This is a genomic window from Saccharibacillus deserti (assembly GCF_013618475.1).
Taxonomy (GTDB): domain Bacteria; phylum Bacillota; class Bacilli; order Paenibacillales; family Paenibacillaceae; genus Saccharibacillus; species Saccharibacillus deserti.
Window position 1 is genome coordinate 426,930 of sequence record NZ_JABJVN010000001.1, and the last position, 25,672, is coordinate 452,601.

Annotated in this window: 25 protein-coding genes; 21 read left to right on the plus strand and 4 right to left on the minus strand. The window is 56.2% G+C overall.

Annotation, left to right across the window (positions count from 1 at the left end; genetic code table 11):
- Positions 1-100: 100 nt before the first annotated feature.
- The 3 genes from HOP44_RS01905 to HOP44_RS01915 all read left to right on the plus strand — a co-directional run bounded on the left by HOP44_RS01905 (position 101) and on the right by HOP44_RS01915 (position 2,013).
- Positions 101-1,216, plus strand: a complete 1,116-nt coding sequence (locus HOP44_RS01905; RefSeq protein ID WP_172250055.1) for an aminopeptidase — start codon at positions 101-103, stop codon at positions 1,214-1,216.
- Between the two features lie 101 nt (positions 1,217-1,317).
- Positions 1,318-1,563: an HPr family phosphocarrier protein gene (locus tag HOP44_RS01910; protein ID WP_172194884.1), complete on the plus strand. Its 246-nt coding sequence runs from the start codon at positions 1,318-1,320 to the stop codon at positions 1,561-1,563.
- A 162-nt stretch (positions 1,564-1,725) separates the two neighbouring features.
- Positions 1,726-2,013, plus strand: a complete 288-nt coding sequence (locus tag HOP44_RS01915; RefSeq protein ID WP_037289645.1) for an Fpa/YlaN family protein — start codon at positions 1,726-1,728, stop codon at positions 2,011-2,013.
- Positions 2,014-2,103: 90 nt separating this feature from the next.
- Here HOP44_RS01915 and cax read toward each other — a convergent pair whose 3' ends face one another.
- Positions 2,104-3,255 carry a calcium/proton exchanger gene (gene cax / locus HOP44_RS01920; RefSeq protein WP_172250057.1) on the minus strand — a complete coding sequence of 384 codons (1,152 nt, stop codon included), beginning with the start codon at positions 3,253-3,255 and terminating at the stop codon, positions 2,104-2,106.
- A 196-nt stretch (positions 3,256-3,451) separates the two neighbouring features.
- On the opposite strand from cax, the gene HOP44_RS01925 reads away from it, so the two are divergent.
- Complete coding sequence (locus HOP44_RS01925; RefSeq protein WP_172194882.1) at positions 3,452-3,838, plus strand: Asp23/Gls24 family envelope stress response protein; 387 nt, start codon at positions 3,452-3,454, stop codon at positions 3,836-3,838.
- A 116-nt stretch (positions 3,839-3,954) separates the two neighbouring features.
- On the opposite strand, the gene ftsW is transcribed toward HOP44_RS01925, so the two are convergent.
- On the minus strand, positions 3,955-5,238 hold the full coding sequence (gene ftsW / locus HOP44_RS01930) for a putative lipid II flippase FtsW (RefSeq protein ID WP_172250059.1): 1,284 nt from the start codon (positions 5,236-5,238) through the stop codon (positions 3,955-3,957).
- A 264-nt stretch (positions 5,239-5,502) separates the two neighbouring features.
- On the opposite strand from ftsW, the gene HOP44_RS01935 reads away from it, so the two are divergent.
- From HOP44_RS01935 to HOP44_RS01960, 6 genes are all read left to right on the plus strand, one after another.
- Positions 5,503-6,672, plus strand: coding sequence for a M20 family metallopeptidase (locus tag HOP44_RS01935; RefSeq protein WP_172250061.1), 1,170 nt, complete (start codon positions 5,503-5,505; stop codon positions 6,670-6,672).
- Between the two features lie 153 nt (positions 6,673-6,825).
- Positions 6,826-7,263, plus strand: coding sequence for a YlbF/YmcA family competence regulator (locus tag HOP44_RS01940; protein WP_172250063.1), 438 nt, complete (start codon positions 6,826-6,828; stop codon positions 7,261-7,263).
- Between the two features lie 39 nt (positions 7,264-7,302).
- The gene (locus HOP44_RS01945) at positions 7,303-7,587 is read left to right on the plus strand and encodes a YlbG family protein (RefSeq protein WP_172194878.1); all 285 of its coding nucleotides are present in this window, start codon (positions 7,303-7,305) and stop codon (positions 7,585-7,587) included.
- 293 nt (positions 7,588-7,880) lie between these two features.
- Positions 7,881-8,318, plus strand: coding sequence for a hypothetical protein (locus HOP44_RS01950; RefSeq protein ID WP_172250065.1), 438 nt, complete (start codon positions 7,881-7,883; stop codon positions 8,316-8,318).
- A 103-nt stretch (positions 8,319-8,421) separates the two neighbouring features.
- Entirely contained in the window at positions 8,422-9,363 is a 942-nt protein-coding gene (locus HOP44_RS01955; RefSeq protein WP_172250067.1) for a selenium metabolism-associated LysR family transcriptional regulator, read from the plus strand.
- A complete protein-coding gene (locus HOP44_RS01960; RefSeq protein WP_172250069.1) occupies positions 9,350-10,225 on the plus strand; it encodes a PHP domain-containing protein in 876 nt (291 codons plus the stop codon). The genes HOP44_RS01955 and HOP44_RS01960 overlap by 14 nt, the downstream gene beginning before the upstream one ends.
- Before the next feature lie 182 nt (positions 10,226-10,407).
- Here the strand turns inward: HOP44_RS01960 and HOP44_RS01965 are convergent, their stop codons facing one another.
- Positions 10,408-12,168 carry an Rqc2 family fibronectin-binding protein gene (locus HOP44_RS01965; protein WP_172250071.1) on the minus strand — a complete coding sequence of 587 codons (1,761 nt, stop codon included), beginning with the start codon at positions 12,166-12,168 and terminating at the stop codon, positions 10,408-10,410.
- Between the two features lie 246 nt (positions 12,169-12,414).
- On the opposite strand from HOP44_RS01965, the gene dapF reads away from it, so the two are divergent.
- Positions 12,415-13,251 (plus strand): diaminopimelate epimerase, encoded by an 837-nt coding sequence (gene dapF / locus HOP44_RS01970; RefSeq protein WP_172250073.1) that lies wholly within the window; start codon positions 12,415-12,417, stop codon positions 13,249-13,251.
- 241 nt (positions 13,252-13,492) lie between these two features.
- On the opposite strand, the gene HOP44_RS01975 is transcribed toward dapF, so the two are convergent.
- Entirely contained in the window at positions 13,493-14,458 is a 966-nt protein-coding gene (locus HOP44_RS01975) for a ring-cleaving dioxygenase (RefSeq protein WP_172250075.1), read from the minus strand.
- A gap of 193 nt (positions 14,459-14,651) precedes the next feature.
- Between HOP44_RS01975 and HOP44_RS01980 the strand changes: the two genes are divergently transcribed.
- The 10 genes from HOP44_RS01980 (at position 14,652) to rlmN (ending at position 25,670) form a co-directional block, all read left to right on the plus strand.
- Positions 14,652-15,539: a YicC/YloC family endoribonuclease gene (locus HOP44_RS01980; protein ID WP_172250077.1), complete on the plus strand. Its 888-nt coding sequence runs from the start codon at positions 14,652-14,654 to the stop codon at positions 15,537-15,539.
- A 64-nt stretch (positions 15,540-15,603) separates the two neighbouring features.
- Positions 15,604-15,864, plus strand: coding sequence for an extracellular matrix/biofilm regulator RemA (remA, locus tag HOP44_RS01985; protein ID WP_005548256.1), 261 nt, complete (start codon positions 15,604-15,606; stop codon positions 15,862-15,864).
- Between the two features lie 12 nt (positions 15,865-15,876).
- Positions 15,877-16,449: a guanylate kinase gene (gmk, locus tag HOP44_RS01990; RefSeq protein ID WP_172194870.1), complete on the plus strand. Its 573-nt coding sequence runs from the start codon at positions 15,877-15,879 to the stop codon at positions 16,447-16,449.
- Positions 16,450-16,542: 93 nt separating this feature from the next.
- Positions 16,543-16,782 (plus strand): DNA-directed RNA polymerase subunit omega, encoded by a 240-nt coding sequence (gene rpoZ, locus HOP44_RS01995; protein WP_141446123.1) that lies wholly within the window; start codon positions 16,543-16,545, stop codon positions 16,780-16,782.
- Between the two features lie 118 nt (positions 16,783-16,900).
- Positions 16,901-18,328, plus strand: a complete 1,428-nt coding sequence (gene coaBC / locus HOP44_RS02000) for a bifunctional phosphopantothenoylcysteine decarboxylase/phosphopantothenate--cysteine ligase CoaBC (protein WP_172250079.1) — start codon at positions 16,901-16,903, stop codon at positions 18,326-18,328.
- Positions 18,325-20,898 carry a primosomal protein N' gene (gene priA, locus HOP44_RS02005; RefSeq protein ID WP_172250081.1) on the plus strand — a complete coding sequence of 858 codons (2,574 nt, stop codon included), beginning with the start codon at positions 18,325-18,327 and terminating at the stop codon, positions 20,896-20,898. Before coaBC ends, priA begins: the two co-directional genes overlap by 4 nt.
- 76 nt (positions 20,899-20,974) lie before the next feature.
- Positions 20,975-21,457, plus strand: a complete 483-nt coding sequence (gene def / locus HOP44_RS02010; protein WP_172250083.1) for a peptide deformylase — start codon at positions 20,975-20,977, stop codon at positions 21,455-21,457.
- Between the two features lie 5 nt (positions 21,458-21,462).
- Positions 21,463-22,404 carry a methionyl-tRNA formyltransferase gene (gene fmt / locus HOP44_RS02015; protein WP_172250085.1) on the plus strand — a complete coding sequence of 314 codons (942 nt, stop codon included), beginning with the start codon at positions 21,463-21,465 and terminating at the stop codon, positions 22,402-22,404.
- Positions 22,405-22,997: 593 nt separating this feature from the next.
- The gene (gene rsmB / locus HOP44_RS02020; protein ID WP_246369607.1) at positions 22,998-24,335 is read left to right on the plus strand and encodes a 16S rRNA (cytosine(967)-C(5))-methyltransferase RsmB; all 1,338 of its coding nucleotides are present in this window, start codon (positions 22,998-23,000) and stop codon (positions 24,333-24,335) included.
- A gap of 276 nt (positions 24,336-24,611) precedes the next feature.
- Positions 24,612-25,670: a dual-specificity RNA methyltransferase RlmN gene (gene rlmN, locus HOP44_RS02025; protein WP_172194865.1), complete on the plus strand. Its 1,059-nt coding sequence runs from the start codon at positions 24,612-24,614 to the stop codon at positions 25,668-25,670.
- Positions 25,671-25,672 lie beyond the last annotated feature (2 nt).

Consider the following 25,672-nt stretch of genomic DNA (forward strand, 5'->3'; position numbering starts at 1 on the left):
ACAATGGTAAGGTTATCGGCGGCTTTGTCTGTAGACCGTCGTTCATTTTAAGCGGGTTTTCGGTATCTGCCGACCCCTTACCGCGGGAGGAACTGACAGCATGCGTGATCCAAGAGTACAGAAATTGGCGAAGACGCTGGCGGGTTATTCCGTCAATGTCCAGCCGGGCGAGAACATCCTGGTCGAAATGATCGGCCCCGAACGCGATCTGCTTCAGGCGGTCGTGGAAGAAATCAGCGCTTTGGGCGGGAATCCTTTTGTGCAACTGACGGACAAAAGAGTGCAGCGCACCCTGCTGATGAACGCTACCGAAGAGATGGTCCGGACGTGGGCGGAAGCGGACTTGAACCGGATGAAGCAGATGCAGGGCTATATCGGCATCCGTTCGGGCGAGAACGTCAATGAACTTGCTGACGTTCCGGAAGAGAAGATGAAGATGTACAATGCGCTCTACAACCATCCGGTGCACAGCGAGCAGCGCGTCAAGCGTACGAAGTGGGTCGTGCTCCGTTATCCGAGTTCGAGCATGGCGCAGCTGGCCAATATGAGCACGCAGGCGTTCGAAGATTTCTACTTCGACGTGTGCAATCTCGATTACGCCAAGATGGACCGTGCGCAGGATTCCCTGCAGAAGCTCATGAACGACACTTCCCGGGTGCGGATCGTCGGACCGGGTACCGACCTGTCGTTCTCGATCGAGAACATTCCGGCTATCAAGTGTTCGGGCACCGCCAATATTCCGGACGGCGAAGTGTACACGGCGCCGGTGCGCGATTCCGTTAACGGAACAATCGCCTACAATGCGGCCAGTGTCTACAACGGCATTACGTTCGAGAATGTCACTTTCCGGTTCGAGCAGGGCCGGATCGTCGAAGCGACGGCCAGCGACACGGACAAGCTGAACAAGATTCTGGATTCGGACGAAGGCGCGCGGCATATCGGCGAATTCGCAATCGGGTTCAACCCGTATATTCTGACCCCGATGAAAGACACGCTGTTCGACGAGAAAATCGCCGGCAGCCTGCATTTCACCCCGGGACAAGCTTACGAAATCGCCGACAACGGCAACCGTTCTTCCATTCACTGGGATCTGGTGCTTATCCAGCGTCCGGAATACGGCGGCGGCGAAATTTATTTCGACGGCCGTTTGATCCGCAAAGACGGGATCTTCGTTGTGCCGGAACTGGAATGTCTTAATCCTGAAAATTTAAAGTAAGTTTCAAAAGCGTGGAAAACGGTTGATAAGAAAGCGGATACAAGTTATCATGGAACATGTGAGTACCGGTTATTCATTCAGATTTAGACGGAGGGATACTAATGGCTAAAAACAACGCAGCGGTTGTCGAAATCGCACAAACCGCATCCCGCTTTTCTTCTTCGATCGTCCTGCAGGCGGAGAACAAGTACATCGACGTCAAGAGCATCCTGGGTCTGTTTACGACACTCGTAAGCAACCAACAGTATGAACTTCATGTCATCGGCCCGGACGCCGAAGAAGCCAAAGCCGGAATGATCGAAGTTTTCGAGAAGCACGGTCTCAACGTCGTAATCGCACCGGAATAAGCGACGGAATCTGTAAGGCCAAGCACCGCCCTTTCCGAAGGGACGGTGCTTTTGCTCGTAGACGTTTACATTTTGTTAGCCGGTTCTTGTATTACCTTTTAAATTCGACTAATATTAGAGTAGAAACGCCGGCCACACTTTCGGGCATAGGGGGGAGAAAATATGACTTCATCTGATGTGCAGGAACAGTTTCAAATCAAGGCAGCCAATCTTCTTCAAGAAGATGCAGATAAAATCGAGAAATTGATTGAAGTACAGATGGAGAATCTGGCGACCCGCTACTGTCCTCTCTATGAGGAAGTGCTGGATACGCAAATGTACGGTTTCTCCAGACAAGTCGATTTTGCGATCCGGGCAGGTCTCGTAGGCGAGTCGGAAGGCAAACAGATTGTGAGCAAGCTTGAGCGCAATTTGGCGGTTCTCTACGAAGCCTTGAACAACAAAGAGTAACGGTACGTCCGTTTCTTCCGGGCTTCGACATAACAAAAGCGCGTACGGAGTTTTCGCTCCGAACGCGCTTTTTTTGTCGTTTCGCTTTTTTTAATGGACCATGAAGAAAGAGACGCCCAAAATGATATATACCGCAAGAAGCAGCAGGCCTTCGTACCAGTTCGTTTCGCCGTCCTGGATGATGGATTTGGCCACGAATACCGATACGGCGATCGCTACGATCTCGATCGTGGAGAAGACGATATTCATGCTTCCGCTCAGGCCGCCCATAAAGAAACTGATGAAGATCAGGACCGGAGCGACGAACAGGGAAATCTGCAGGCTGCTTCCGACCGCGATCTCGACAGAGGCGCCGATTTTGTTTTTCATGGCCAGCATGATGGCCGCACTGTGCTCGGCCGCGTTGCCGACGATCGCTACGACGAACGCGCCGACAAACAGCTCGCTGAGTCCGAATTGGGTCGTGAACGTCTCAAGCGTACCGACCAGCCATTCGCTGACAAACGCGACCATAACGGTTGCGATGACCAGGTAGGCGATCGAACGCTTTTTGGACCAGGCCGGCGCATGTTCGTCATGAGCATGCGTATCGGACGCGGGGACGCCTTGATGGGCGCTGCCGGCCGGAAGGCCGCTGCCTGTCAAAGCCGCGGCAGCTGCAGGCGATTCCGAAGGATCGGACAGGTAGTTCTTGTGGGTGATCATCGAGAACACCAGCCAGAACAGGTAAGCCACGATCAGAATGCCGGCTACGATCAGGCTCAGCGTGTTGATCTGCAGTCCTTCGATCGAATGGGTGTTCAAGAAGACGGCGGGTACGAACAAGGCAATGACCGCTACGATCATCAGCGAGCCGTTCATGCCGGCCAGGGGCACGTTAAAGCGCTGCACTTTGAATTTCAGGCCGCCGGCGAACAAGCTTAAACCGAGAACCAGCAGCAGGTTGCCGATGATCGAGCCGGTCAAACTGGCTTTGACCATATCGAACAGCCCTTCTTTGACGAGCAGGATCGCGATGATCAGCTCGGCCGCGTTGCCGAAAGTGGCGTTCAGGAAACCGCCCAGGCGCTGTCCGGCATAATGCGCGACGCTCTCCGTGGCGCGCCCGAGGAATCCGGCAACAAAGATGACCGAAATAGCCGACAGCGCGAATTCAAGTGTCGAATTCCAATGCAGCAGATGGCCCGCCGCGCTCAGCGCGAAAGTAACAATCAGCAGAATGGGGGAAAGCATTTTTTTCATAATCTCAGACCTCCGTAACCGATTCGGTTTTTCTCGTTATGTAAACATGAAGATAACAAGTCCATTCCAAATATACGCCATTTCCCTACCTGATGAAACAATTTGCAGAGTTCGGAGCGAAAAATGTCAAAATCGGCATTTGCACTGCAAGGGGGTTAGCCTTTAAACTAGAACTATGAAGTAAGGAGGGATGGTCATGTCCGAACAAATGCAGTTGGACAATGGAAATGTACGAATCGCCAACGATGTCGTAGCCAAAATTGCGGGAATGTCCGCGCTCGAGACACCGGGGATCGCTGCGATGTCCGGCGGTTTGTCGGAAGGCTGGGCCAAGCGTCTGAGCGGGAAAAACGTGCAAAAAGGCGTGACCGTCGAAGTCGGCCAGCTGGAGACGGCGATCGACCTGCGCATTATTGTCCTGTACGAGACGCCGATTCATGAGGTCTGCCGCATGCTGCAGCAAAATGTTCGCGAAGCGGTGGAGAATATGACCGGTCTGAAAGTGATCGAAGTCAATGTCAAAGTCGAAGGCGTTGCTTTCAAGGACGACATTTCGATCGAAGAGCCGTCGCGTATCCGCTAAAAGCGCGATGCGGCGTACCCTGCCAGTCAGATGCGCCGCACGCAAAAAAAAGGTTCCCCCGGATCCATCCGGGAGAACCTTTTTTTGCTGCCATTCCAAAGTGCCGTATCCGCGTGTTAACGGGAACGGTACAGGGCCGGGCGGCGTTCGGACGCGCTTACCGTCTCGGTCGTCTGTTCTTTGACGGCCGGCGCGGCTTTTCGCGAATCGCGGGAGATGCTGAGCAGAATCCCCATACTGAAAAGCGTAATCAGCAGGGAGGTGCCGCCGTGGCTGATAAACGGAAGAGTGACGCCGGTCAGCGGAATCGTATTGGTGACGCCGCCGATATTGATGAACGCCTGAATCCCGATCAGCCCGACAATGCCGACGCCCGTCAATGTACCGAAAATATCCGTGCAGCGCAGCGAGACCAGCAGGCCTCTCCACAGGAAGTACAGGTACAGCAGCAGGAATACGGCCGTGCCGATAAAACCGAATTCTTCGCCGATAATGGCGAAGATAAAATCGTTGTGCGGATTGGACAGGTAGGAAAGCTTTTGAATACTTTGTCCGTACCCCGCGCCAGTTGCTCCGCCTTCACCGATCGCGATCAGCGAGTTGAGCAGATTCTGGGTCGAACCCTGCGGATCCGCAAACGGATCCAGATAAGCCTGAATCCGGCCGACCTGATAGTTGGAAGTGGCTTCCGCTTCGTCCGCGGTCTTCTGGGTCAGCAGTTCCTTGCCGCCGAGGAACAAGGCAAGAATCAGACCCAGAATCATAACCGATCCCAGAATATGCTTGATACTGGCCCCGCCCGCATAGATGACGAGGAAGCAGGCCGATACCAGAATCACGCAGGAACCGAGATCGGGCTGAAGCATGACCAAGCCGGCAATTACCGAGACGATCACGATAACCGGCATGAAGCCTGAACGCAGATCGCGGAAACGCTCGCCTTTTTTGGAGATCAGCGCGGCCAGATACAGAATGGTACTGATCTTCGCCAATTCCGTCGGTTGGACCGAGATCGGCCCCAATTCGATCCAGCTGTGCGCTCCGTTAACGGCGGGCATGAACAAAACGAGGAGCAGCAGGGCGAACGTCAGCAGAAACATGGGAACAAACAGCTTTTTGAAACGTTTGTAGGGAATATTCATCGTAACCAACATAACCACGATACCGAGCAGCGCGTATTGAAACTGCGGAAGCGCAAAGTAAAACGGATCGTTTCTGAATTTGCTGCTCAACAAGGTAAAGCTTGAGCTCGCGCTGAATACCATCAGCAGGCCGAAGCCCGTCAGAATCAGCGTCAAAATCAGCAGTTGGAAATCGGGCGGCGCTTTGGGCGGCCTGGTTTTCGTTGTGGAGCCCGCTTTGCCCGTCTGGTTTGTTCGGTCTGTCCGTATAGTGCTCATGTAAGTTCAATCCTTCGGCGGACGCTGCGGAAGCGCCGTTTATGGGTATAAATGACCGGAATATCCGATAAGACGACTTCTGGCTTGTACAAAGACGCTAAAACTTCATCTTTCATCATAGTCGCTTTGAAAGGTGGGTGCAAGACCTGCCATAACGGTGGGCGGCGCTTTTGTTTTTTGCTACAATGACGGAAAGGCGCTTCAAGCAAGCATTAGTCCGGACTTACAGACAGTTGCGAAGCCAAACCGAAAGGACCTGAAACGATGAACGAAACAGTGGAACGCGGATTTGCGGAGATGGTGGAATGGCGCAGACATCTGCATCGCAATCCGGAATTGTCCTATGGAGAAAAAGAAACGGCCGCTTTTGTGGCGGATAAATTGGAAAGCTTCGGAATCGAAGTCCGTCGGAATATCGGCGGCCACGGATTGATCGGAACGGTGCGGGGCTCCCTGCCGGGCCGAACAATCGCGCTTCGCGCCGATATGGATGCCCTGCCGATCCGGGAAGAAAGCCGTGCGGAGTATGTCTCGCGGCGCGACGGGATCATGCATGCCTGCGGACACGACGGACACACGGCCGCTCTGCTCGCGGTTGCCCGGTATTTTGCCGAACGCCGACCGACTCTGCGCGGAGAAGTGCGGCTGCTGTTCCAGGCCTCCGAAGAAGTGTGCCCGGGCGGGGCCCGGCCGATGATCGAACACGGGGCGCTCGAAGGAGTCGATGCGGTATACGGGGTACACTTGTGGACGCCGCTGCCTATCGGTACGGTCGCTTCGGCCGCCGGACCGATGATGGCTTCGACGGACGAATTTTTTATCGATATTACGGGGCGCGGAGGACACGGCGGGATGCCGCACGAAACGGTGGACAGTATCGTCGCCGCTTCGGCGCTCGTCATGCAGCTCCAAACGGTAGTCAGCCGCTCGGTGGACCCGCTGCGGCCGGCGGTGCTCAGTATCGGAACGATTAACGGAGGGTTCGCGCAGAACGTCGTAGCCGAGAAGACCCGCATTACGGGGACGGTCCGGACTTTCGACGAAGGGACCCGTGCGCTGATCCGCAGACGGATCGAAGAGATGAGCCTGCAGATTGCCGAAGCTTACGGCGCGTCGGCCGAGGTCGACTATCTTGTCGGGTACCCGGCTCTCGTCAACCATGCTTCCGAAGCGGAGCGGTTTTTCCGGGTCGCACCGGCTGCCCTGCCGGGTTTTGCGGTCGAAAAAGCGGTCCCGCTGATGCCTGCCGAAGATTTCGCGTATTACCTTGAGGAACGTCCGGGCTGCTTCATGCTCGTGGGAGCGGGTAATTCCGAAAAAGGGTTCGTCTATCCGCATCATCATCCTAGATTCGATTTCGACGAGTCGGCCATGAAAGCTTCCGCCGCGCTGCTGATCGCCATGGCGGAATCCGCCCTTGAAAACGGGGTATGAACCGGGGGATTCCGCGGACCTTACACGAGGGGCTTTCTATCTCCTCCTCTTCTGTTAAAGGCTTACATCCTGAACAGGGTTATGCTATGATAACGGTACCTGCCCATCCCGGGTGGGATGGGTAGAGTTTCAAGACAGAAGCGGGATGACACAATGAGCGTATCGGAGATTGAAACAGTCGACATGGCCCAGGTGCTGATGAGCGCCTACGAATTGGGAGATATGATCAACGGTTCTGTCGAAGTTGCGGATTACTTATATTGGCGCGAACGGATGCAGGAGCATCCGGAAGTGCGGCGTTTGATCGGCAAACTGGACGCCAAAAAAGAGCTGTTTGAAGAAACGCAGCGCTTCGGACATTTTCATCCGAATTACCATGCGGCAAAGGAAGAAGTCGAACTTGTCGAGCGGGAAATGGAACGAATCGAAGCGGTATCGCGTTTCAGGTCGGCGGAGAAAGCCCTCGACGATCTGCTCTTTGAAATGTCGGAGACGATCGCCTATTCGGTTTCTTCGAGTATCAAGGTACCGGGGAACGATCCCCTGCCGAAATCAGGCTGCGGAAGCGGCGGCTCATGCGGCTGCGGCTAAGATGCCCGCGGGTTATTACAGAAAGAAGGTGCGAGCATCATGGTTCCTGAACGTATAGGTTATATTGTATGGGTCAACGACCTGAAAGCGGCGCGGAATTTGGAGAAATACGGTACGCTTCATTACGTATCGCGCCGCATGCATTATGCCGTCGTCTACCTCAATGCCGATCGGGCGGAAGAGACGGCCAAGCATATGCGCAGGCTCTCTTATGTTCGTAAGATCGAAAGATCGCATCGAACGGATCTCAAAACGGATTACGGCAGCAAGTTTCCGGAAGAAGCTCCGCTGGAGCTTCCGGATTCCGAAGCCTTGTCGAGCTGATACCGGCCGACGCCCATGGAAGAAGCGGCCCGAACCGGGCCGCTTCTTCTGTACCTTTTTGACGGAAAATTAGCTTTTCTTGAATGTCTTGTATAAATTAGAGGCATGATGTAATATACCGGGTATATATACATAGACATAAAGACCTATGAACAAGCTGCAATACGATCTACTGCCGGCAGCTCGCGGAGAAGAGATGTGCGCAGAAGTTCGAATCCGCCGCGGAGCGAACTTGTTCGAGGGTGCCTATGTGTCGAAACAGACCAAGTCGAGTCTCTGGAGAGTGATAAACGGTGCGGGATAAGGCGACGGAACGATGGAGCACTTACGAACCTTTTTTTATCGCTCTCGGCGACAAAAAGGTGGCAGACATCGTCATTACGAATCATGCCAAAAGCCGTTACGATGATCGGATCGAAAGCGGAGAGAAAAGTGCGGAGGAGATAGCCGCCTGGTTGTGGGAATGTCTGCAGACCAAACGGATCGTTTCGTATTACCGCAAAGAAGAAGATGTGTATCTGATCGATGACGACCTTGTCGTCGTAGCGGAATTCGGCGAATTGGCCGGGCCTTATCCGGTCGAAGGCGGTCCGCTGCACAAGATGATCATTGTCACGTTTCTTGGGAAAATGTCGGAAACCATCGAGCTGCGCGATTTGAAGTCGTATTATTCGTGGCTTCGGCATTCCCGGAGAATGACCCTGATGAAGAATGGCCGCAAAAGAAAGTAACACAGAGATGCCGGAATCGGCAGTCGACCGAAGCCGAACAACCGAATACGAAAGACTGGCGTGGAAATTTCATTTTCACGCTTTTTTTGCGAGGAGGATAACGATGGCGCTTAACTTTCACCAGCTTCATATTTTTCACAGCGTGGCGGAAAAAGGCAGTTTTTCCGCGGCGGCTGCGGCCATGCATATGACCCAGCCTGCTGTCACGATGCAGATGCAAACGCTTGAAGAATACTTCGGCACGAAACTGCTGAACCGTTCGACCAAAAAAATCGAGTTGACCGAATCCGGCCGGATCCTGCTGCCTTTCGCGAGGCGCAGCATCGAGCTGATGCGCGAAACGGAAACGGAGATGGCCCGCTTCACGCACAAACTCGAAGGCAGGCTGCAGTTGGGAGCAAGCAATACGATTGGCGAATATGTACTGCCTCCGCTGCTTGTTCCGTTCGGCCGTCAGCATCCGGATATCGCCATTTCGCTGAAAGTCATGAATACCACGCAAATTTTGGATGAAATTGCTCGGCATACGCTGAATTTCGGTCTTGTCGAAGCGCCTGTCGTACATCCCGACATCATCAGCGAGTCGGTTATGCACGACGAACTTCGCCTGATCGTACCGGCCGGCCACCCGCTTGCTTCAAGGACGGCGGTAACGCTCGCCGAAGCTTCGGCGTATCCTTTTGTTCTGCGCGAAGAAGGCTCGGGCACCCGACAGGTGATGGAAGACGAATGGCGGGCGAAAGGCATCGACCCGCGCAGTTTGCGGACGGTCATGGAGCTCGGCAGTACGGGAGCCGTAAAATCCGCGGTGGAAGCGGGTTTGGGGATCACCATGCTGTCTCCTTCTTCGGTCAAGCATGAGCTTGCACTCGGTCTGCTGCATGCGGTTTCGGTCGAAGATGCGTCCTTCAAGCGCCGCTTCTATTCGGTTCGCTTGAAGTCGACGCTGCTGCCTATAGCCGCCGTGGCTTTTTTGGATTTTCTGCGGAAGCACCAGTTTGGAGAAGCGGCCGTGAAAGGAGAGTGTATCCATGACGAACCCTGACAAAAATGCAAGGTTGTACGATTTGCATATGCACAGCACCTCTTCGGACGGAATGGGTACGCCGACCGAGCTCGTGAGGCTTGCCGCCGAGCGCGGGCTGGCGGGGCTGGCTCTGACGGATCACGATACGACGGCGGGGATCGCCGAGGCGGCGGAAGCGGCTTTGATCGCGGGACTGGATTTTATTCCGGGTGTGGAAATCAGCACGCGGGCCGGCGGCAAGGATATTCATATGCTGGGCTACTATTTTGATCCTGCGGACCCGAAGTTCGGAGAACGCCTGGCGGAACTCCGCGGCGTGCGCGACCGGCGCAACGACTTGATCCTGAAGCGGCTGCGGGAGCTGGGCGCCGAGATTACGCTCGAGGAAGTTCGGGAACGCGGCGACCGCCCGCTGAAGCCGGGCGAGAGCGTGGGCCGTCCGCATATGGCGGACGTGCTCGTTCGAAAAGGATATGCCGTCGACCTGCGCGACGCGTTCGACAAGTACCTGGCCGAAGGCGCGGCCGCTTACGTCTCGCCGCCGCGGATCACGCCTTCGGATGCGGCGCGGTGGATTCGGGAAGCGGGCGGTGTGCCGGTATTGGCCCATCCGGGTCTTTACGGCGATGACGGGCTGGTCCGCGAGGTACTGCGGGAAGCGCAGCCTGCGGGAATCGAGGTTCGGCATCCCGATCACGGCCCGGAAGCCGAGGAGCGCTATCGGAAGCTGGCTCGGGAATACGGTCTGCGGATCACGGCGGGATCGGATTATCACGGCGTCCGTCAGGGGAAAGTCTTTCACGGGGAGCTCGGGGCCTATACGGTAGCAGAAGAGTCGGTTCTGGCTCTTCGCTCCGCCCGGTTTGCTCCGGAAAGCTGAAGCCGGCGGGCTTGTCAGCGTCTTCGGACGGGACCGTATCCGGCGGGTTTGACCGCCGGTCTGCGCAGATTTATCTATGGGCAATCGGGGAAAATGAAAAAAGGCCGGATTCCGCGATGCGGAATCCGGCCTTTTTTGAAGCGTGCGGAAGGGAAGGTTCAAGCCGCCGGGTCAAGTCCGTTTCAGGCGTTTTTTACCGTGTTTGGCAGAGCCTTGACCAGATCTTCGTCGGGTGTGACAAACAGCGTTTTCTGGTGATCGTAAATTACGAAACCGGGCTTGGAGCCGCTCGGTTTGCGTACGTGGCGGATCTGCGTCGTGTCTACCGGCACGCTGCTGGAATGCTTGGCCTGGCTGAAGAAAGCGGCGAGCTGCGCGGCTTCGTTCAACGTGGCTTCGCCGTATTCCGCGCTGCGGATCAGGACGTGCGAACCCGGAATGTCTTTGGTATGCAGCCAGGTGTCGCTGGAATGCGCCAGACGGTTCGTGATGAACTCGTTTTGCAGATTGTTTTTGCCGACGTAAATCTCGATGCCTTCCGAGGACGTGTACAGATGCAGGGTCGGCTTGTCGTTTTTCTTTTTCTTTTTGGCGCCGCGCGGAACGCGGCTGCGCACATAACCCTGTTCCGCAAGTTCCGCCCGGATCTCGTCGACGTCGCGCAGCGAAGCGTCGTTTAGCTGCTGCAGCAGATTGTCCATATAGGCGATTTCTTCGTGCGTTTTTTTGATCTGTTCGTCGATGACGGCCAGACTGTTTTTGTATTTGTTGTACTTTTTGAAATAACGCTGGGCATTGTCCGAAGGTCCGCTGAGCGGATCAAGCGTAATCTTGATCTCGCGCTGCTCCTCGTCGTAGAAATTGGCCAGTTCAATCTCTTTCATGCCTTTTTTCAGCAGATGCAGCGACGCGAAGAGCAGTTCGCCTTTGATCCGGTACTGCTCGGCGTCCTGCGCTTCTTCCAGATCTTTATCCAGATGATCAAGCTTTTTGACATTTTTGCCGCGTTCGTTCTGCAGGAATTTGATCAGGTCGCCGACTTTTTGCTTGACCGTGTCGCGGTCGGCTTTGTCTCCGTAATAATGCTCCATGCAGAGGCTGATCGAATCGAACGTGCGGCGTTCTTCTTCGATCAAGGTGAGCGGAACGGCGGAGAAGACCAGTTTGCCGCGCGCGTTGAGTCCGGTGCACGGAGCGAAGCGTCCTTCGCGCACGCCGGTCATCAGTTCGTCGAACGCCTTCCAGATCGCGGACACGTCCGGCTCGCCTGCCGAAGCGGTTTCACCCGCAGCGTGACTCGCCCGGTTCATCACTTCCTGGGCGATCAGCGGACTGAGGCCGGTATAGGTCTCGACGAGCCGGTTCACGGGCGTATCCGCGATATTCCCGTTCCATTTTTGCTTGAACGTTTCTTCGGCGGTCTCCAGCGGATTGAGCTTGTTCTGCTGCGGAGGTTCCTGATACTGGATGCCCGGCATTACAATACGATAGCTGCTGATCGCCGGGGTGACATGGTGAATGCCGTCCAGGATAGTCTCCGTCGCGGCGTCAAGCAGAATGATATTGCTGTGACGGCCCATCAGCTCGACGACAAGCTTTTTGAGCGATACGTCGCCCACTTCGTCCCGCTGCCGGATCCAGAAGTGGAGAATACGCTCCATGCCGACCTGTTCGATTTTTTCGATCAAACCGCCTTCGCAGTGTTTGCGCAGCAGCATGCAGAACATCGGCGCTTCGGGCGGATTCATGTACGATTGTTCGGTGAATTGAATCCGCGGATAAGTCAGGCTGGCGGACAGCAGCAGTTTCTTGTTGCCTTCGCGGGAACGGATCTGAAAAATGATATCGCTGCCCGAAGGTTGATGTACTTTGCTGATACGGGCTCCTTGAAGCGAAGCCAGCTCGGCGGCGATTGCGCGTGTAACGATTCCATCCAATGCCATCTATAACGACCTTCTTTCTGTAACATCCAATTGTAGAAGCGGTGCGCCGCGCGGAAAAATACAAAGTTTCACGCATAAAATCAATAGCAATCGCGCGGGGGTTCGGGTATCTTAGTTAATGTAGCTTTCGCAAATGGGCGCGGCAAGATCTATATTGAGCGAAGCCGGCACTTTCGTCAACTTTTCGCAGCGGGCGAAACGGACGAGAGCGCCGGTCTCGAAACCGATAAGGAGTGGAAATACGTAATGGAATTTACCAAAATGCACGGACTGGGCAACGACTTTGTGATCGTATACGGGGAAAAGGAACTTCCGGCAGACGCGGCGGAGCAGGCTGTTAAAGTATGCGACCGTTTCTTCGGCGTGGGAGCGGACGGTCTCGTCTATATTCTGCCTTCGGAAAAAGCGGACTTCATGATGCGCATCATGAACTCGGACGGATCGGAAGCCGAGCAGTGCGGGAACGCGATTCGCTGCGTCGCCAAATACGTCTACGACCACAAGCTCGCCGCAGGCGAGAGCCTGACGATCGAAACGATCGGCGCGGGTGTACAGCCGCTGACTATCCAGGCGGAGAACGGCGCTGCACAGACCGTGCGCGTCGATATGGGAGCCCCGATTCTCGAAGGCGCCAAGATTCCGGTCGCGGTGGACGGCGAACCGGTCGTCGACCAACCGATCGAAGCGCTGGGCGAGAACTTCCGCTTTACTGCCGTATCGATGGGCAATCCGCACTGCGTCATCTATGTGGACGACGCGGTCAACTTCGACCTCGCCAAATGGGGACCGGTCCTGGAAAAGCATCCGCTGTTCCCCAAGAAAGTGAACGTCGAATTTGCGACCGTAAACAGTCGGGAGCAGATCGATATGCGCGTTTGGGAACGCGGAGCGGGACCTACCCTGGCCTGCGGAACCGGCGCCTGCGCGACGCTCGTTTCTTCCGTTCTGAACGGACTCAGCGGACGCGAAGCGACCGTCTCGCTCAAGGGCGGCGATCTGTTCATCGAATGGAACGAATCCGACAATCACGTCTACATGACCGGACCGGCGGCGTTTGTCTACACGGGCAAACTGACCGACTGACCGAGAAATAGGCCGATCCCAATCCAAAGACCGCAGAAAACGCGGAGCAGCCGTCTTTGCTTCTCAAGGTGAGGAGAACCAAGGCGGAGCGCCGCGGATCCGCGGTTTTTTGGTTTGTTTGCGGACAGTGTGCGCCGTTACGGGCGGGGGGAATGTTTTGTGCCGTACGGGACGCAAAGAAACGCTTTTCCGGTTAAGGAAAAGCGTCTTGCATCGCGGTTTACGCGTAAAAGCGGAAGCGTCAAAGTTCGAGCGGCCGAAGCTTCGCTTCGATTTCGGCGCGGCGGGGTTCGAGGAAAGAAGGCAGACCGAGCTTTTCGCCCAGCGATTCCAGCGGTTCGTCGATATCGAATCCCGGGGTATCGGTCGAAAGCTCGAACAGGATCCCGTTCGGTTCGCGGAAATACAAAGCGCGGAAATAGTCGCGATCGACCCGGCCGGAATTGGGCAGACCGCTCGCCGCGATCCGATCGATCCATTTGGCATATTCGTCTTCGTTCGGGATCCGGAACGCGACATGGTGGGCGCCTCCGCGACCCAACCGGAATTTCGGCAGGTCCGGACGGGCTTCCAGATGCACTTCCGCCCCCGAACCTCCTTCGCCGGTCGCAAATACTTCAAGATCCGCAAAGTCGCCTGCGGGAGACGGATAGGTACCGACTTTGCGGAAACCCATCAATTGAGTCAGGACCAGGGCGGTAGGTTTGGGATCGGCGACCGTCAGTGTAACGGGCCCCAAGCCGACGATCGCGTGTTCCAGCGGGATCCCTTCCGCATGCCAGGGCTGCCCCGGAGCTACGCCGGTTTCGCCGTCGTCCGCGACAAGAATCAGGCGGGTTCCTTCGAAATCTTCAAAAGGAAGAACGGCGCGGTTTGCCCGGCTGCCGATTTCCCCGTGGGCAATGCCGAGCGAGTCGAAACGGGCGGCCCAGAATTCGAGCGATGCGGACGAGGGCACGCGAAGCGAAGTGGACGAGATGCTCGATACCCCCTGGTAAGAGGGGCCGATTCCCGGATAATCGAAATACGTAATCTCCGTACCGGGATTGGCTGCGGCGTCGCCGTAGAACAGGTGATAGGACGTCGTGTTATCCTGGTTGACCGATTTTTTGACCAGACGCATCCCGAGCACCCGTGTGAAAAAATCGAAATTGTTCTCGGCTTTGCCGGTCATCAGCGAGACATGGTGCTGTCCGAGCAGCTGCATAGTGAACCTCTCCTTTAAATAAGTCGCAATAAAAAGCGCCAAAATACTATTTATATTAAAGTTGCTTTATTAATTTCAGTATATATCTTGAATTGAAGATAGTCAAGCTTCAAACCGGAATTTGCAAACCGGCGCGATTCCCCTTGTTTCGGTTTGCATAATCCATTAAAATAGGGTAACGGATGTGATGACGATGTCTTACAGCATGACCGGATACGGTCAATCCGCCATCCAGCAGAGCGGATACAAAATTCAATTTGAGGTCAAGTCCGTCAATCATCGCTACTGCGAAGTCGTACTGCGGATGCCCCGGGAATGGAACGGTTTTGAGGAAGGTCTCCGGCGGCTCGTACAGCAGCATATGAGGCGTGGACGGATTGATGTGTACATCACGAGGGAAAGCGAATCGCAGGGAAACGCGATGACGCTCAACCGTGCGGCGGCGGAATCTTATATCCGTGCCGCGCGCGAGTTGGAACAAGCTTACGGCATTGACGGACGTCTGGGCGCGGCGGAAATTCTGTCGCTGCCGGACGTCATGGTTTCCGCTGCCGCGCCGCTTGAACCCAGCGATAGTACGGATTGGGAACAGGTGCTTCAGCAGGGTCTCGGGCTGGCGCTGGCGGAGATTGTAGCGATGCGGGGGTCGGAAGGCACGTATTTGGCCCGCGACTGCCGCCTGAGACTTGAGAATTTGCAGGCCGCCCATCAAGAACTTGTCCGGCTGGCTCCTCTGGTGGTCGAAGACTACCGGACCAAACTGCGTCAGCGTCTTGTCGAGCTGCAGGACGGAAGTTTTGCGCTGGATGAGCAGCGGCTCGGTATGGAGGTGGCCCTTTTTGCCGACCGCTGCAGTATCGATGAAGAACTGGCGAGGCTGGGCAGTCATTTCGTCCAGTGTTCGGAGCTGCTGGTCAGCAACGAACCCAAAGGACGCAAACTGGATTTCTTGATTCAGGAAATGAATAGAGAGGTCAATACGATCGGCTCGAAGGCGAATCATCTGGCGCTCGGAGGCCATGTCGTCGGGATGAAGGCGGAGCTCGAGAAAATGCGCGAGCAGGCCGCCAATCTCGAATAACGGCCGGGCGCTGGTCCGACTTACAGAAAAAGAACCGAACTTAGATTAGGGGGAAAACCTGGACATGGCAATCAAGCTCATCAATATCGGCTTCGGGAACATTGTATCGGCCAACCGAATCATTTCCATCGTAAGCCCGGAATCCGCTCCGATCAAGCGGATCATTCAGGAGGCGCGGGACAGGCACATGCTCATCGACGCAACCTATGGCCGCAGAACGCGCGCCGTCATCATTACCGACAGCGACCACGTCATTCTTTCGGCCGTACAGCCGGAGACGGTTGCCCACCGCCTGTCGACCAAAGATGACGATAACGACGAATAAATGGAGAGAACTATGTCTAAAGGGTTATTGATTGTATTGTCCGGACCGTCGGGAGTCGGAAAAGGTACCGTATGCAGCGCGCTGCGCAAAAGATTGCCGGGACTCGTTTATTCGGTTTCGGCGACGACCCGTTCGCCCCGTGCGGGCGAGCAGCACGGCGTCAATTATTTTTTCAAAAGCCAGGAAGAATTCCGCAGCATGATCGCGGGCGACCAACTGCTCGAATATGCGCAGTATGTGGACAACTTCTACGGTACCCCGCGCGACTTCGTCGAGCAGACGATCGAAGCGGGGAACGATATTATTTTGGAAATCGAAGTGCAGGGAGCGCTCAAAGTCAAGCAGACGTTCCCGGACGGCGTGTTCATTTTCCTGACGCCTCCTTCGATCGAAGAACTGAAAGACCGGATTGTCGGCCGCGGAACGGAGACGGAATCGGTGATTCATAACCGCTTGTCGGTGGCCGAAGAAGAAATTGCCCTGATGCGTCATTACGATTATTCGGTCGTCAATGACGAAGTTGACAAAGCCTGCATGCGGATCGAATCGATCATCGTGGCGGAACACTGCCGGATCGTCAAGTAGGCTGCTTTTTTACAACCAGATTGCCGGAGAACCGGACCGTTTCTTCGAAGCCGCGCTTGCGCGATCCGAAGGAGCACAGAGAGGACGATAAATATGTTGTATCCTTCCATCGATAAAATCATGACCAAAGTAGACAGTAAATATTCCCTGGTAGTCGCGGCGAGCAGACGGGCCAGACAGCTGCGCGAAGGCTCGGAATCGGATATGCCGAACCCGAGATCGCATAAACAGGTCGGCGTAGCTCTCGAAGAAATCTATAACGACTACCTCAAGATCGAAGCGCGCGACGAAAACGAAGTGGTCGAAGAACAAAAAGGCAAACGGAACCTGTAAGGTTCCCTGCTGCGAGATCCGGCGGCTCCGGCCGACCGTACAGACCGAAATAAATCGCAAGGCTCCATCTTTAACAACCGATAAGGTTGTTATTTTTTTTCAGAAGGAGGAATAAGGCATGTTAAACGGAAAAAAAATTCTGCTCGGCGTGACCGGCGGCATTGCGGCTTACAAAGCCGCGACGCTGTGCAGCCAGCTGGTCAAAGCGGGAGCGGAAGTTCAGGTCATTATGACGCAGTCGGCGCAGCGGTTTATTCCGGCGCTGACGCTGCAGGTATTGACGCACAGTCCGGTGCATACGGATACTTTCGAAGAACGCAATCCGAAAGTCGTGAACCATATCGACCTGGCGGATTGGGCCGACCTGGTTCTGATTGCGCCAGCAACGGCGAACAGTATCGCCAAGCTGGCACACGGGCTTGCCGACGATATGCTGTCCACTACGCTGCTTGCGGTAACGGCTCCGGTGATGGTCGCTCCGGCGATGAACGTGCATATGTACACGCATCCCGCCGTTGTAAGCAATATGCGGACCCTGACAGACCGCGGCGTCATGATGATCGAGCCGGGGGACGGAATGCTCGCCTGCGGGTATGTCGGCAAAGGACGCCTGGAAGAACCGGAGACGATCGTAGAAGTGCTGCGGCAGTTTTTTGCGCGGCGCGAAGCGGGCAACCGGGTGTCGCCGACAGCGGCTGCGGTTTCTCCCGGGGCTTCGGAAGCTGCCTTTTCGGATCCCGGTCCCGAGCCGTTCTTCGCGGCGCCCGATGCCGGGGATATTGGGGGAGAGACGCTGTTTGCGACCGCGGGAGGCGCTTCGGAATTCGGTCTTGCGGGCAGCGGAGCGATTTCCGCTTCATCGTCCAAACCGGCCGAGCCCAACGGTCCTTTGGCGGGGCGGAAAGTCGTCGTGACGGCAGGCGGAACGATCGAGCGCATCGATCCGGTCCGCTATATCACCAACGACTCCTCCGGCAAAATGGGAGCCGCGTTGGCCCAGGCCGCACGCGATCTGGGAGCCGAGGTCAAGCTGATCGCGGGAAAAGTGCAGATTCCGCTGCCGACGGGCGTGGATATCGTCCGGATCGAGTCGGCGGAAGATCTGTACGAGGCCTGCCTGGGCGAGTGGCCCGATACCGACATGCTGATTATGGCCGCGGCCGTAGCCGATTACCGCCCGAAATCGAGCGCGCGGCAAAAAATCAAAAAAAGCGAAGAAAAAATGGCGCTTGAACTGGTTAAAACCGTCGATGTGCTGCAGACGCTGGGTGCGCAAAAAGAGCATCAGTTCCTGATCGGGTTTGCCGCGGAAACGCACGATCTCAAAACGTACGCCGCCGAGAAGCTCCAGCGCAAAAATTGCGATATGCTGGTTGCCAACGATGTGACCCGTTCGGGAGCCGGATTCGGTTCGGATACGAATATCGTGCATTTGTTCGGGCCCGAAGGCCTGATCGCCGACCTGCCTAAACTGTCCAAATACGAAGCGGCCCGGGAAATTCTGCTCGAGGCTTCGCGCCGTATGGGACAGGGAGAGCTGCGATGAATTTTGCTCGTGTGATTGTGGACGTTCCGGTGCGGGCGGTCAGCCGGCCGTTCGACTACCGGATTCCGCCGGAAATGCAGGAATGGATCGCAGTCGGCAGCCGGGTCGGCGTGCCGTTCGGCGGACGTACCGTTCAAGGGTTTGTGGTGGGATTGTCGGATGAGAGCGAATATAAACACGGACGAATCAAAGCGATCCGCGAACTGCTTGACCTGGTGCCTCCGCTGCCGGAAGATCTGGTCGAGCTTGGAAGCTGGATTGCGGACAAATACGCCTGTCATAAATCGACGGCGCTTCAGCTTATGATTCCCGCCGCGCTCAAAGGCAAAGCCGAGCGTTTTATTCATGCGGTCCGGAAGCCGGAAGGCGAAGAAGAAGAGCAGGAGATCGGGCGTCTGATCGAAGAACTGCCGGAAGACGGCGGGGAATTGTCGCTGTTCGGCGGATCTTCCGCGGTCGATGTGTCTTCGGCCCGGGAAATTCTGGAATATGTAAGAAACCGGGGACAAGTCAAAGCCGAACAGCTCCGGCAGAGTTTTCCCGGACGGGAAAAAGCCGTGCAGGCGCTCATCAAGGGCGGATTGCTGTTTGAAAGCCAGGAAATCCGCGACCGGATGGGCCGCAAAACGGTCAAAACCGTGGTCGTAAACGTCGATGCGCAGCGGGCCGCGGAAGAACTGGAACATTTCCCTGCGCGGGCCAAAAAGCAAAAAGAAATTTTTGCTTTTCTTGTGGAGCTGGGCATTCCGATGCCGCAAAAAGAAGTACTGAGCGTGCTTGGCGTAACGGCAAGCGCGATCAAGTCGCTCGAAGACAAAGGGCTGGTCCGGCTCGAAGACGTGGAAGTATTCCGCGATCCGTACGAAGGCCGCGATTTCAAACCGAGTATCGCGCCCAAGCTGACCGACGAGCAGCAGCAGGTCTACGACGCCGTGATACAACGGCTGAATGCCCGCAGGGAAGGGGTCTTCCTGCTGCACGGGATCACCGGCAGCGGCAAGACGGAGGTATATCTGCAGTCGATCGAACGCTGCATTGCGCAGCAGCGCCAGGCGATCGTACTGGTCCCCGAGATCTCGCTGACCCCCCAGATGGTCGAGCGGTTCAAAAGCCGGTTCGGCTCCAAAGTCGCCGTGATGCACAGCCGGTTGTCCGGCGGGGAACGGTACGATGAATGGCGCAAGATTCGCGAAGGCCGGGTACAGGTGGCGATCGGAGCGCGTTCGGCTATTTTTGCCCCGTTCAAAGACATCGGTCTGATCGTGATGGACGAAGAACACGAATCTTCGTACAAGCAGGAAGAAAGCCCGAAATACCATGCTCGAAATGTAGCCGTCAAAAGAGCCGAGCAGCATAATGCGGTCGTCATTCTCGGCTCGGCGACCCCGTCGCTTGAGACGTATCATGCGGCCCGTTCGCAAAGCGATCCGCATTTCTCTCCGATCCTGACCGAAATTTCGCTTCGTGCGCTGGGCAGTTCGCTGCCGGGCGTCAACATTATCGATATGCGGGAAGAATTGAAAGAAGGCAATCGTTCCATGTTCAGCCGGGATCTGCACAAAGCGATCGAGCAGCGGCTTGAACGCGGAGAGCAGACGGTTCTGCTGCTCAATCGGCGCGGCTATTCGACCTTCGTCATGTGCCGTACATGCGGCTATGTGGCGGAATGTCCGAACTGCGATATCTCGCTGACGTATCACCAACGTTCCAACAACCTGCGCTGCCATTACTGCGGCCACGCCGAGACGGTTCCCGAGACTTGTCCGGAATGCGGAAGCGAGCATATCCGCTATTTCGGGACGGGTACCCAGCGGGTCGAAGAAGAACTGGCCAAGCTGTTCCCGGCGATCCGGGTCGTACGGATGGATGTGGATACGACAAGCGAGAAAGGCTCCCACGAGAAGCTGCTGCAGAAATTCCGCGACAAAAAAGCGGATGTTCTGCTCGGTACGCAGATGGTCGCAAAAGGACTGGATTTCCCGGATGTGACGCTGGTGGGCGTGATTGCCGCGGATTCGGCTCTGAATCTGCCCGACTTTCGCGCCGGCGAAAAAACGTTCCAGCTGCTGACCCAGGTGGCCGGCCGGGCCGGGCGGCATCATCTGCCGGGCGAAGTGTTTATCCAGTCTTACAATCCGGAGCATTATTCGATCATCCATGCTTCGAAGCACGATTACCATTCTTTTGTGCGCGAAGAGCTGGGGCACCGGAGAAAACTCGGATATCCGCCGTACTGCCGGTTGATCCTGGTTACTTTTTCGCACGAGCAGCTTCCGGTCGTCGTCCGCATGGCCGAGAATTATGCGGCGATGGTCAAAGAGAAAGCGCAGGCCCGGGGATGGTTGGCCCGAATGGACAAATTGGCTCCGAACGTACTGGACCTGCTGGGTCCTATCGCGTCGCCGATCCCCCGGATCAAAAATAGATACCGGTTTCAATGTATGATAAAATGGCGTGGAGAAATGGACGCTGCCCTGTTGGCGCGGGAAATCGCGGATGAACTGGAAGATACGGCGAAAGAGCAGGAGCTGCTGATCAGCATCGACGTCGATCCCCAGGTCATGATGTGACGCGGTCCTCCGCGTCTTTTTCATGGACGGACAGCAGCTGCAGCGGCTAATACAGCTTCAAGGAAGGTGCTAGGCAATGGCTATTCGATTGATTGTAACGGAGCCCGACGAGGTTCTGCACAAAAAAGCAAAAGAAGTCACGAAAATAACGCCCAACGTGCAAAAGCTGGTCGGGGATATGGCGGACACGATGTACGACGCGCAGGGTGTCGGATTGGCGGCCCCGCAGGTAGGCATTCCGAAGCGGATTATCGTGATCGACGTCGGGGACGAGAACGGCCTGATCGGCATGATCAATCCCGAAATTATAGAGCGCGAAGGCGAACAGTTCGGCCCGGAAGGCTGCTTGAGTATTCCCGGCCTGAACGGCGATGTGCGGCGGTCCATGACGGTGACGGTCAAAGGCCTGAATCGGGACGGAGAAGAGTTCACCGTAACGGGAAGCGGTCTGCTGGCCCGCGCGTTCCAGCATGAGATCGATCATCTGGACGGGGTACTGTTTACCGATGTGGCGGAACATATTTATAAACCGGGCCAGGAAAGTGCGGCAAAGGAGTGAATGAAATGAAAAGAATCGTATTTATGGGTACCCCGCAGTTTGCGGTATCGTGTCTGGAAGCGCTGCTGGAAAGCGAATGCAATGTGGTGGCGGTCGTTACCCAGCCGGATCGTCCTCAGGGTCGAAAAAAGGTGCTGACTCCGTCGCCCGTCAAAGAAGCGGCGCTGAAGCTTCATCTGCCGGTTCTGCAGCCGGAACGTATGCGCAGCAAGGAAGCGGTCGAAGAATTGGCTTCGTTCCATCCCGATCTGATCGTAACGGCGGCCTACGGCCAGATTCTGCCGAAATCGCTGCTGGAAGTCCCGGAACTCGGCTGCGTCAATGTGCACGGCTCGCTGCTTCCGGCTTACCGGGGCGGAGCCCCGATTCAGCGTGCGATCATCAACGGCGAGCCCAAGACGGGCATTACGCTCATGTATATGGCGGAAGGCCTGGATACCGGCGATATGATCGCAAAAACGGAAATCGAGATTACGGACGAAGATACTTCCGGTACATTGTTCGAGAAAATGGGCGAAGCCGGAGCCTCTTTGTTGAAAAAAGAACTGCCGCGTCTGCTCGAAAGCCGCGTTCAAGCCGAGCCGCAGAATGAAGAGCTGGCTTCTTACGCGCCGAATCTGACCCGCGACGACGAGCGCATCGACTGGACGCGTTCGCCGCGCGACATATTCAACCAGGTCCGGGGATTGTCTCCTTTTTCCGGCGGGTATACGCTGTGGAACGAGGAAGTGTTCAAAGTATGGGAAATCGAACGTCCGGAAGAAAACGGCCCCGAAGCGGGAGCCGCTCCGGGAACGGTGCTTGATATTAATCATAAAGCAATCGTCGTAGCTTGCGGAGGAGGCGCTGTGCGCCTGACGAAGGTACAGCCGGCCGGCAAAAAAGCGATGCCGGTGTCCGACTTTGTCCGCGGTACGGCGATGCAGGCAGGGGCGGTGCTCGGATGAGCGAAGAAAAAGGGAACGGGAAACGCACGGAAAACCAAGGGATCCGCATGTTTGGAGGCGGAACAAAACCTTCGGGCGGTTTCGATCCGAACAAACCGGCCGAACGGCCAAAAGCGTCCGACAGCAAAAAGCCGACGGACCGCAAAAAAAGCGGAGACCGCAAAAAAACGACTGAACTCGGTCGGAATGCAAGCGGAGCAACCAAGCGGATTGCGGCCAAGAACGGCGGCGCGGCCAAACCCGCCGGTACGTCAAAACCCTCCTCTCCTTCGGGCCGCGCAGCGGGAAGCCGAACGGCTTCCAAACCGCAGAATGCGCCGGCGGCGGCCAAGCCGTTCAAAGCCGCCGCAGGTCCGAAATCCGCAGGATCGGCCGAAATCGGCCGATCCCCATCTTCCGCCAGCGCTCCGGCGAAGACAGAGAACCGCAGCCGGCCGACAAGCGCATCCGAGCGGATTGCGGCCAAGAAAGAGCCTATTTCCGCGAAGCGGCCGCCTGCCGCTTCGCAAGAGCGCGGGAAGAGTGCCGCTCCCGCTCCTGCCAAGGCTGCAGCCCCAAGCGGAGGGTTTCAGCCGCGCAGACGCAAGGTCCAGTTGACGGCGCGCGAAGTTGCGCTCAATGTGCTGACCGGTGTCGAGGAGAATAATGCCTACAGCAATCTGCTGCTGAACCGTTCACTCCAGCAGGCGGAACTGAGCCCGGCCGACGCGGGGCTTGCCACGGAGCTGGTCTACGGAACGATCGCCCGCCAGGCGACGCTGGATTACTTCCTGAATTTCTTCATCAAAAGCGGCGTCAAACGCCTGAATCCCTGGGTGCGCAGCCTCGTGCGGATGTCTCTGTACCAAATCCGTTATCTGGACCGGATTCCGGCCCATGCGGCGGTAAACGAAGCGGTAGAGATTGCCAAGAAAAGAGGCCATTCGGGGATTTCTTCGATGATCAACGGCGTGCTTCGCAGCGCGCTGCGCGAAGGCGAAACTTTGTCCTTTCCGGATGATCTGCCTACGGCCGAGCGTATCGCGCTGCAGCATTCGCATCCGCAGTGGCTCGTCGAACGCTGGATTGTCCAATACGGCGAAGAAACGGCGGAAGCGATCTGCGCGTCGAACAACGAAGCGCCGAAGACGAGTATTCGCGTCAATACGCTGAGAATGAACCGCGACGAACTGCTGCGCGAACTGGAAGCCGAAGGCCGAAGCGTCCGCGCTTCCGAGCTTGCGGAGCCGGGCGTTATCGTCGAAAGCGGGGGCAACATGGCGAACGACCATCTGTACCGCGACGGCCGCTTCAGTATTCAGGACGAGAGCTCTATGCTCGTAGCCGAAGCGCTGGCGCCGGAACCGGGCATGAGCGTGCTCGACTGCTGCGCCGCACCGGGCGGCAAGACGGCCCATATCGCCGAGAAGATGGGCAACCGGGGCCGTATTGTCGCCAACGATCTGCACGAGCACAAGCAGGGATTGATCGCCGAGCAGGCGGAACGGCTTGGTCTGACTTGTATCGAGACGAGTGTCGGCGATGCCATGTCGCTGAAAGATCGCTTCGAGGCGGCATCTTTTGACCGGGTGCTGCTTGATGCACCATGCTCGGGCTTCGGCGTAATCCGGCGCAAGCCCGATCTGCGCTGGGCGAAGACGCCAGAGGATACGGCTTCCATCGCGAAACTGCAGCGGCAGATGTTGGCCGCCGTGGCCGGGCTGGTCAAGCCGGGAGGCATTCTCGTATACAGTACGTGCACGATCGAACGGGAAGAAAATCAGCGTGCGGTTGCGGAGTTCCTGCGCGATCATGCGGAGTTTGTGGCCGAACCTTTCGAAGCGGCTGCTCTGAACGGCATGCCTCAAGCAGGCGGAGCGGGTGTACAAATTCTGCCGAACCAGTTCGGTTCGGACGGATTCTATATCGCCAGACTGCGCCGCAGAGGGTAGTTTCAAGCGAAGAAGGATAACCGGAACGAAAGGGGAGAGCCATTCGTCCACCGTATATCGCTTCTCCGAACGGTCCCGGCCTTTTCGTTTTTTATCTCATTTGCGCATGGATCGGCTGTCATTTTCCGATAACAGAGAGGAACCTCTGCCGAAGCCCGAACCGGGCCGGAAGGGGTTCCTCTTTAGCATGAACGGCTTTTGTGCTAATATAGATAAGATGGAAATCGATAAAGTCAACAAAATCTATAAATCAACGAACAGGGGATAACCGACAACATGAAACCTTTCATATACGATTATAATCTCGATGAACTGCGCGAGTGGGTCAAAGAGAGCGGAGAAGCGGCTTTCCGCGCCGATCAGATCTTCGACTGGCTGTACGTCAAACGCGTGTCGAGTTTTGAGGAAATGACCAATCTGTCGAAGTCGCTTCGTCAAAAAATGGACGACCATTTTGCTTTTGTCACACTGAACGAAATCACCAAGTTCCAGTCCAAAGACGGAACGGTGAAATTCCTGTTCGGTCTGCACGATGAACATGCGATCGAGACGGTCATCATGAAGCACAATTACGGCAACAGCGTCTGCGTCACGACCCAGGTCGGCTGCCGGATCGGCTGCACCTTCTGCGCATCCACGCTGGGCGGACTGAAACGCAACCTGACGGCGGGCGAGATTGTCGCGCAGGTCGTCGAAGCCCAGAAGATGCTCGACAAAGACGGCGAGCGTGTGAGCAGCATCGTGATCATGGGCTCCGGTGAGCCGTTCGAGAACTATGAAGCGACGATGACATTCCTGCGCATCATGATCCACGAAAAAGGACTGAACATCGGACAGCGCCATATCACCGTTTCGACGAGCGGTATCGTGCCGAACATTTACAAGTTCGCCGACGAAGATACGCAGATCAACCTGGCGATTTCTATCCATGCGCCGAACGACAAGCTGCGTTCCAAGCTGATGCCGGTCAACCGCCGTTATCCGTTCGACGACGTCATTGCTTCGCTCGATTACTATTTCGAGAAAACGGGCCGTCGTCTGACGTTCGAGTACGCGCTCATCGGCGGGGTGAACGACCAGGCCGAGCACGCCCAGGAATTGGCCGATGTACTGAAGACCCGTATGGCGCACGTCAATTTGATTCCGGTCAACCACGTGCCGGAACGCAAATACGTCCGTACCTCGCGCAGCGATATTTTCAACTTCCAGCGCATTTTGACCGAGAACGGCATCAACGCGACGATTCGCCGCGAACAAGGGCACGATATTGCCGCGGCCTGCGGCCAGCTGCGTGCCAAGCATATGGAAAAAGGACAGGAAAAGGCTGCGAGGTGAGC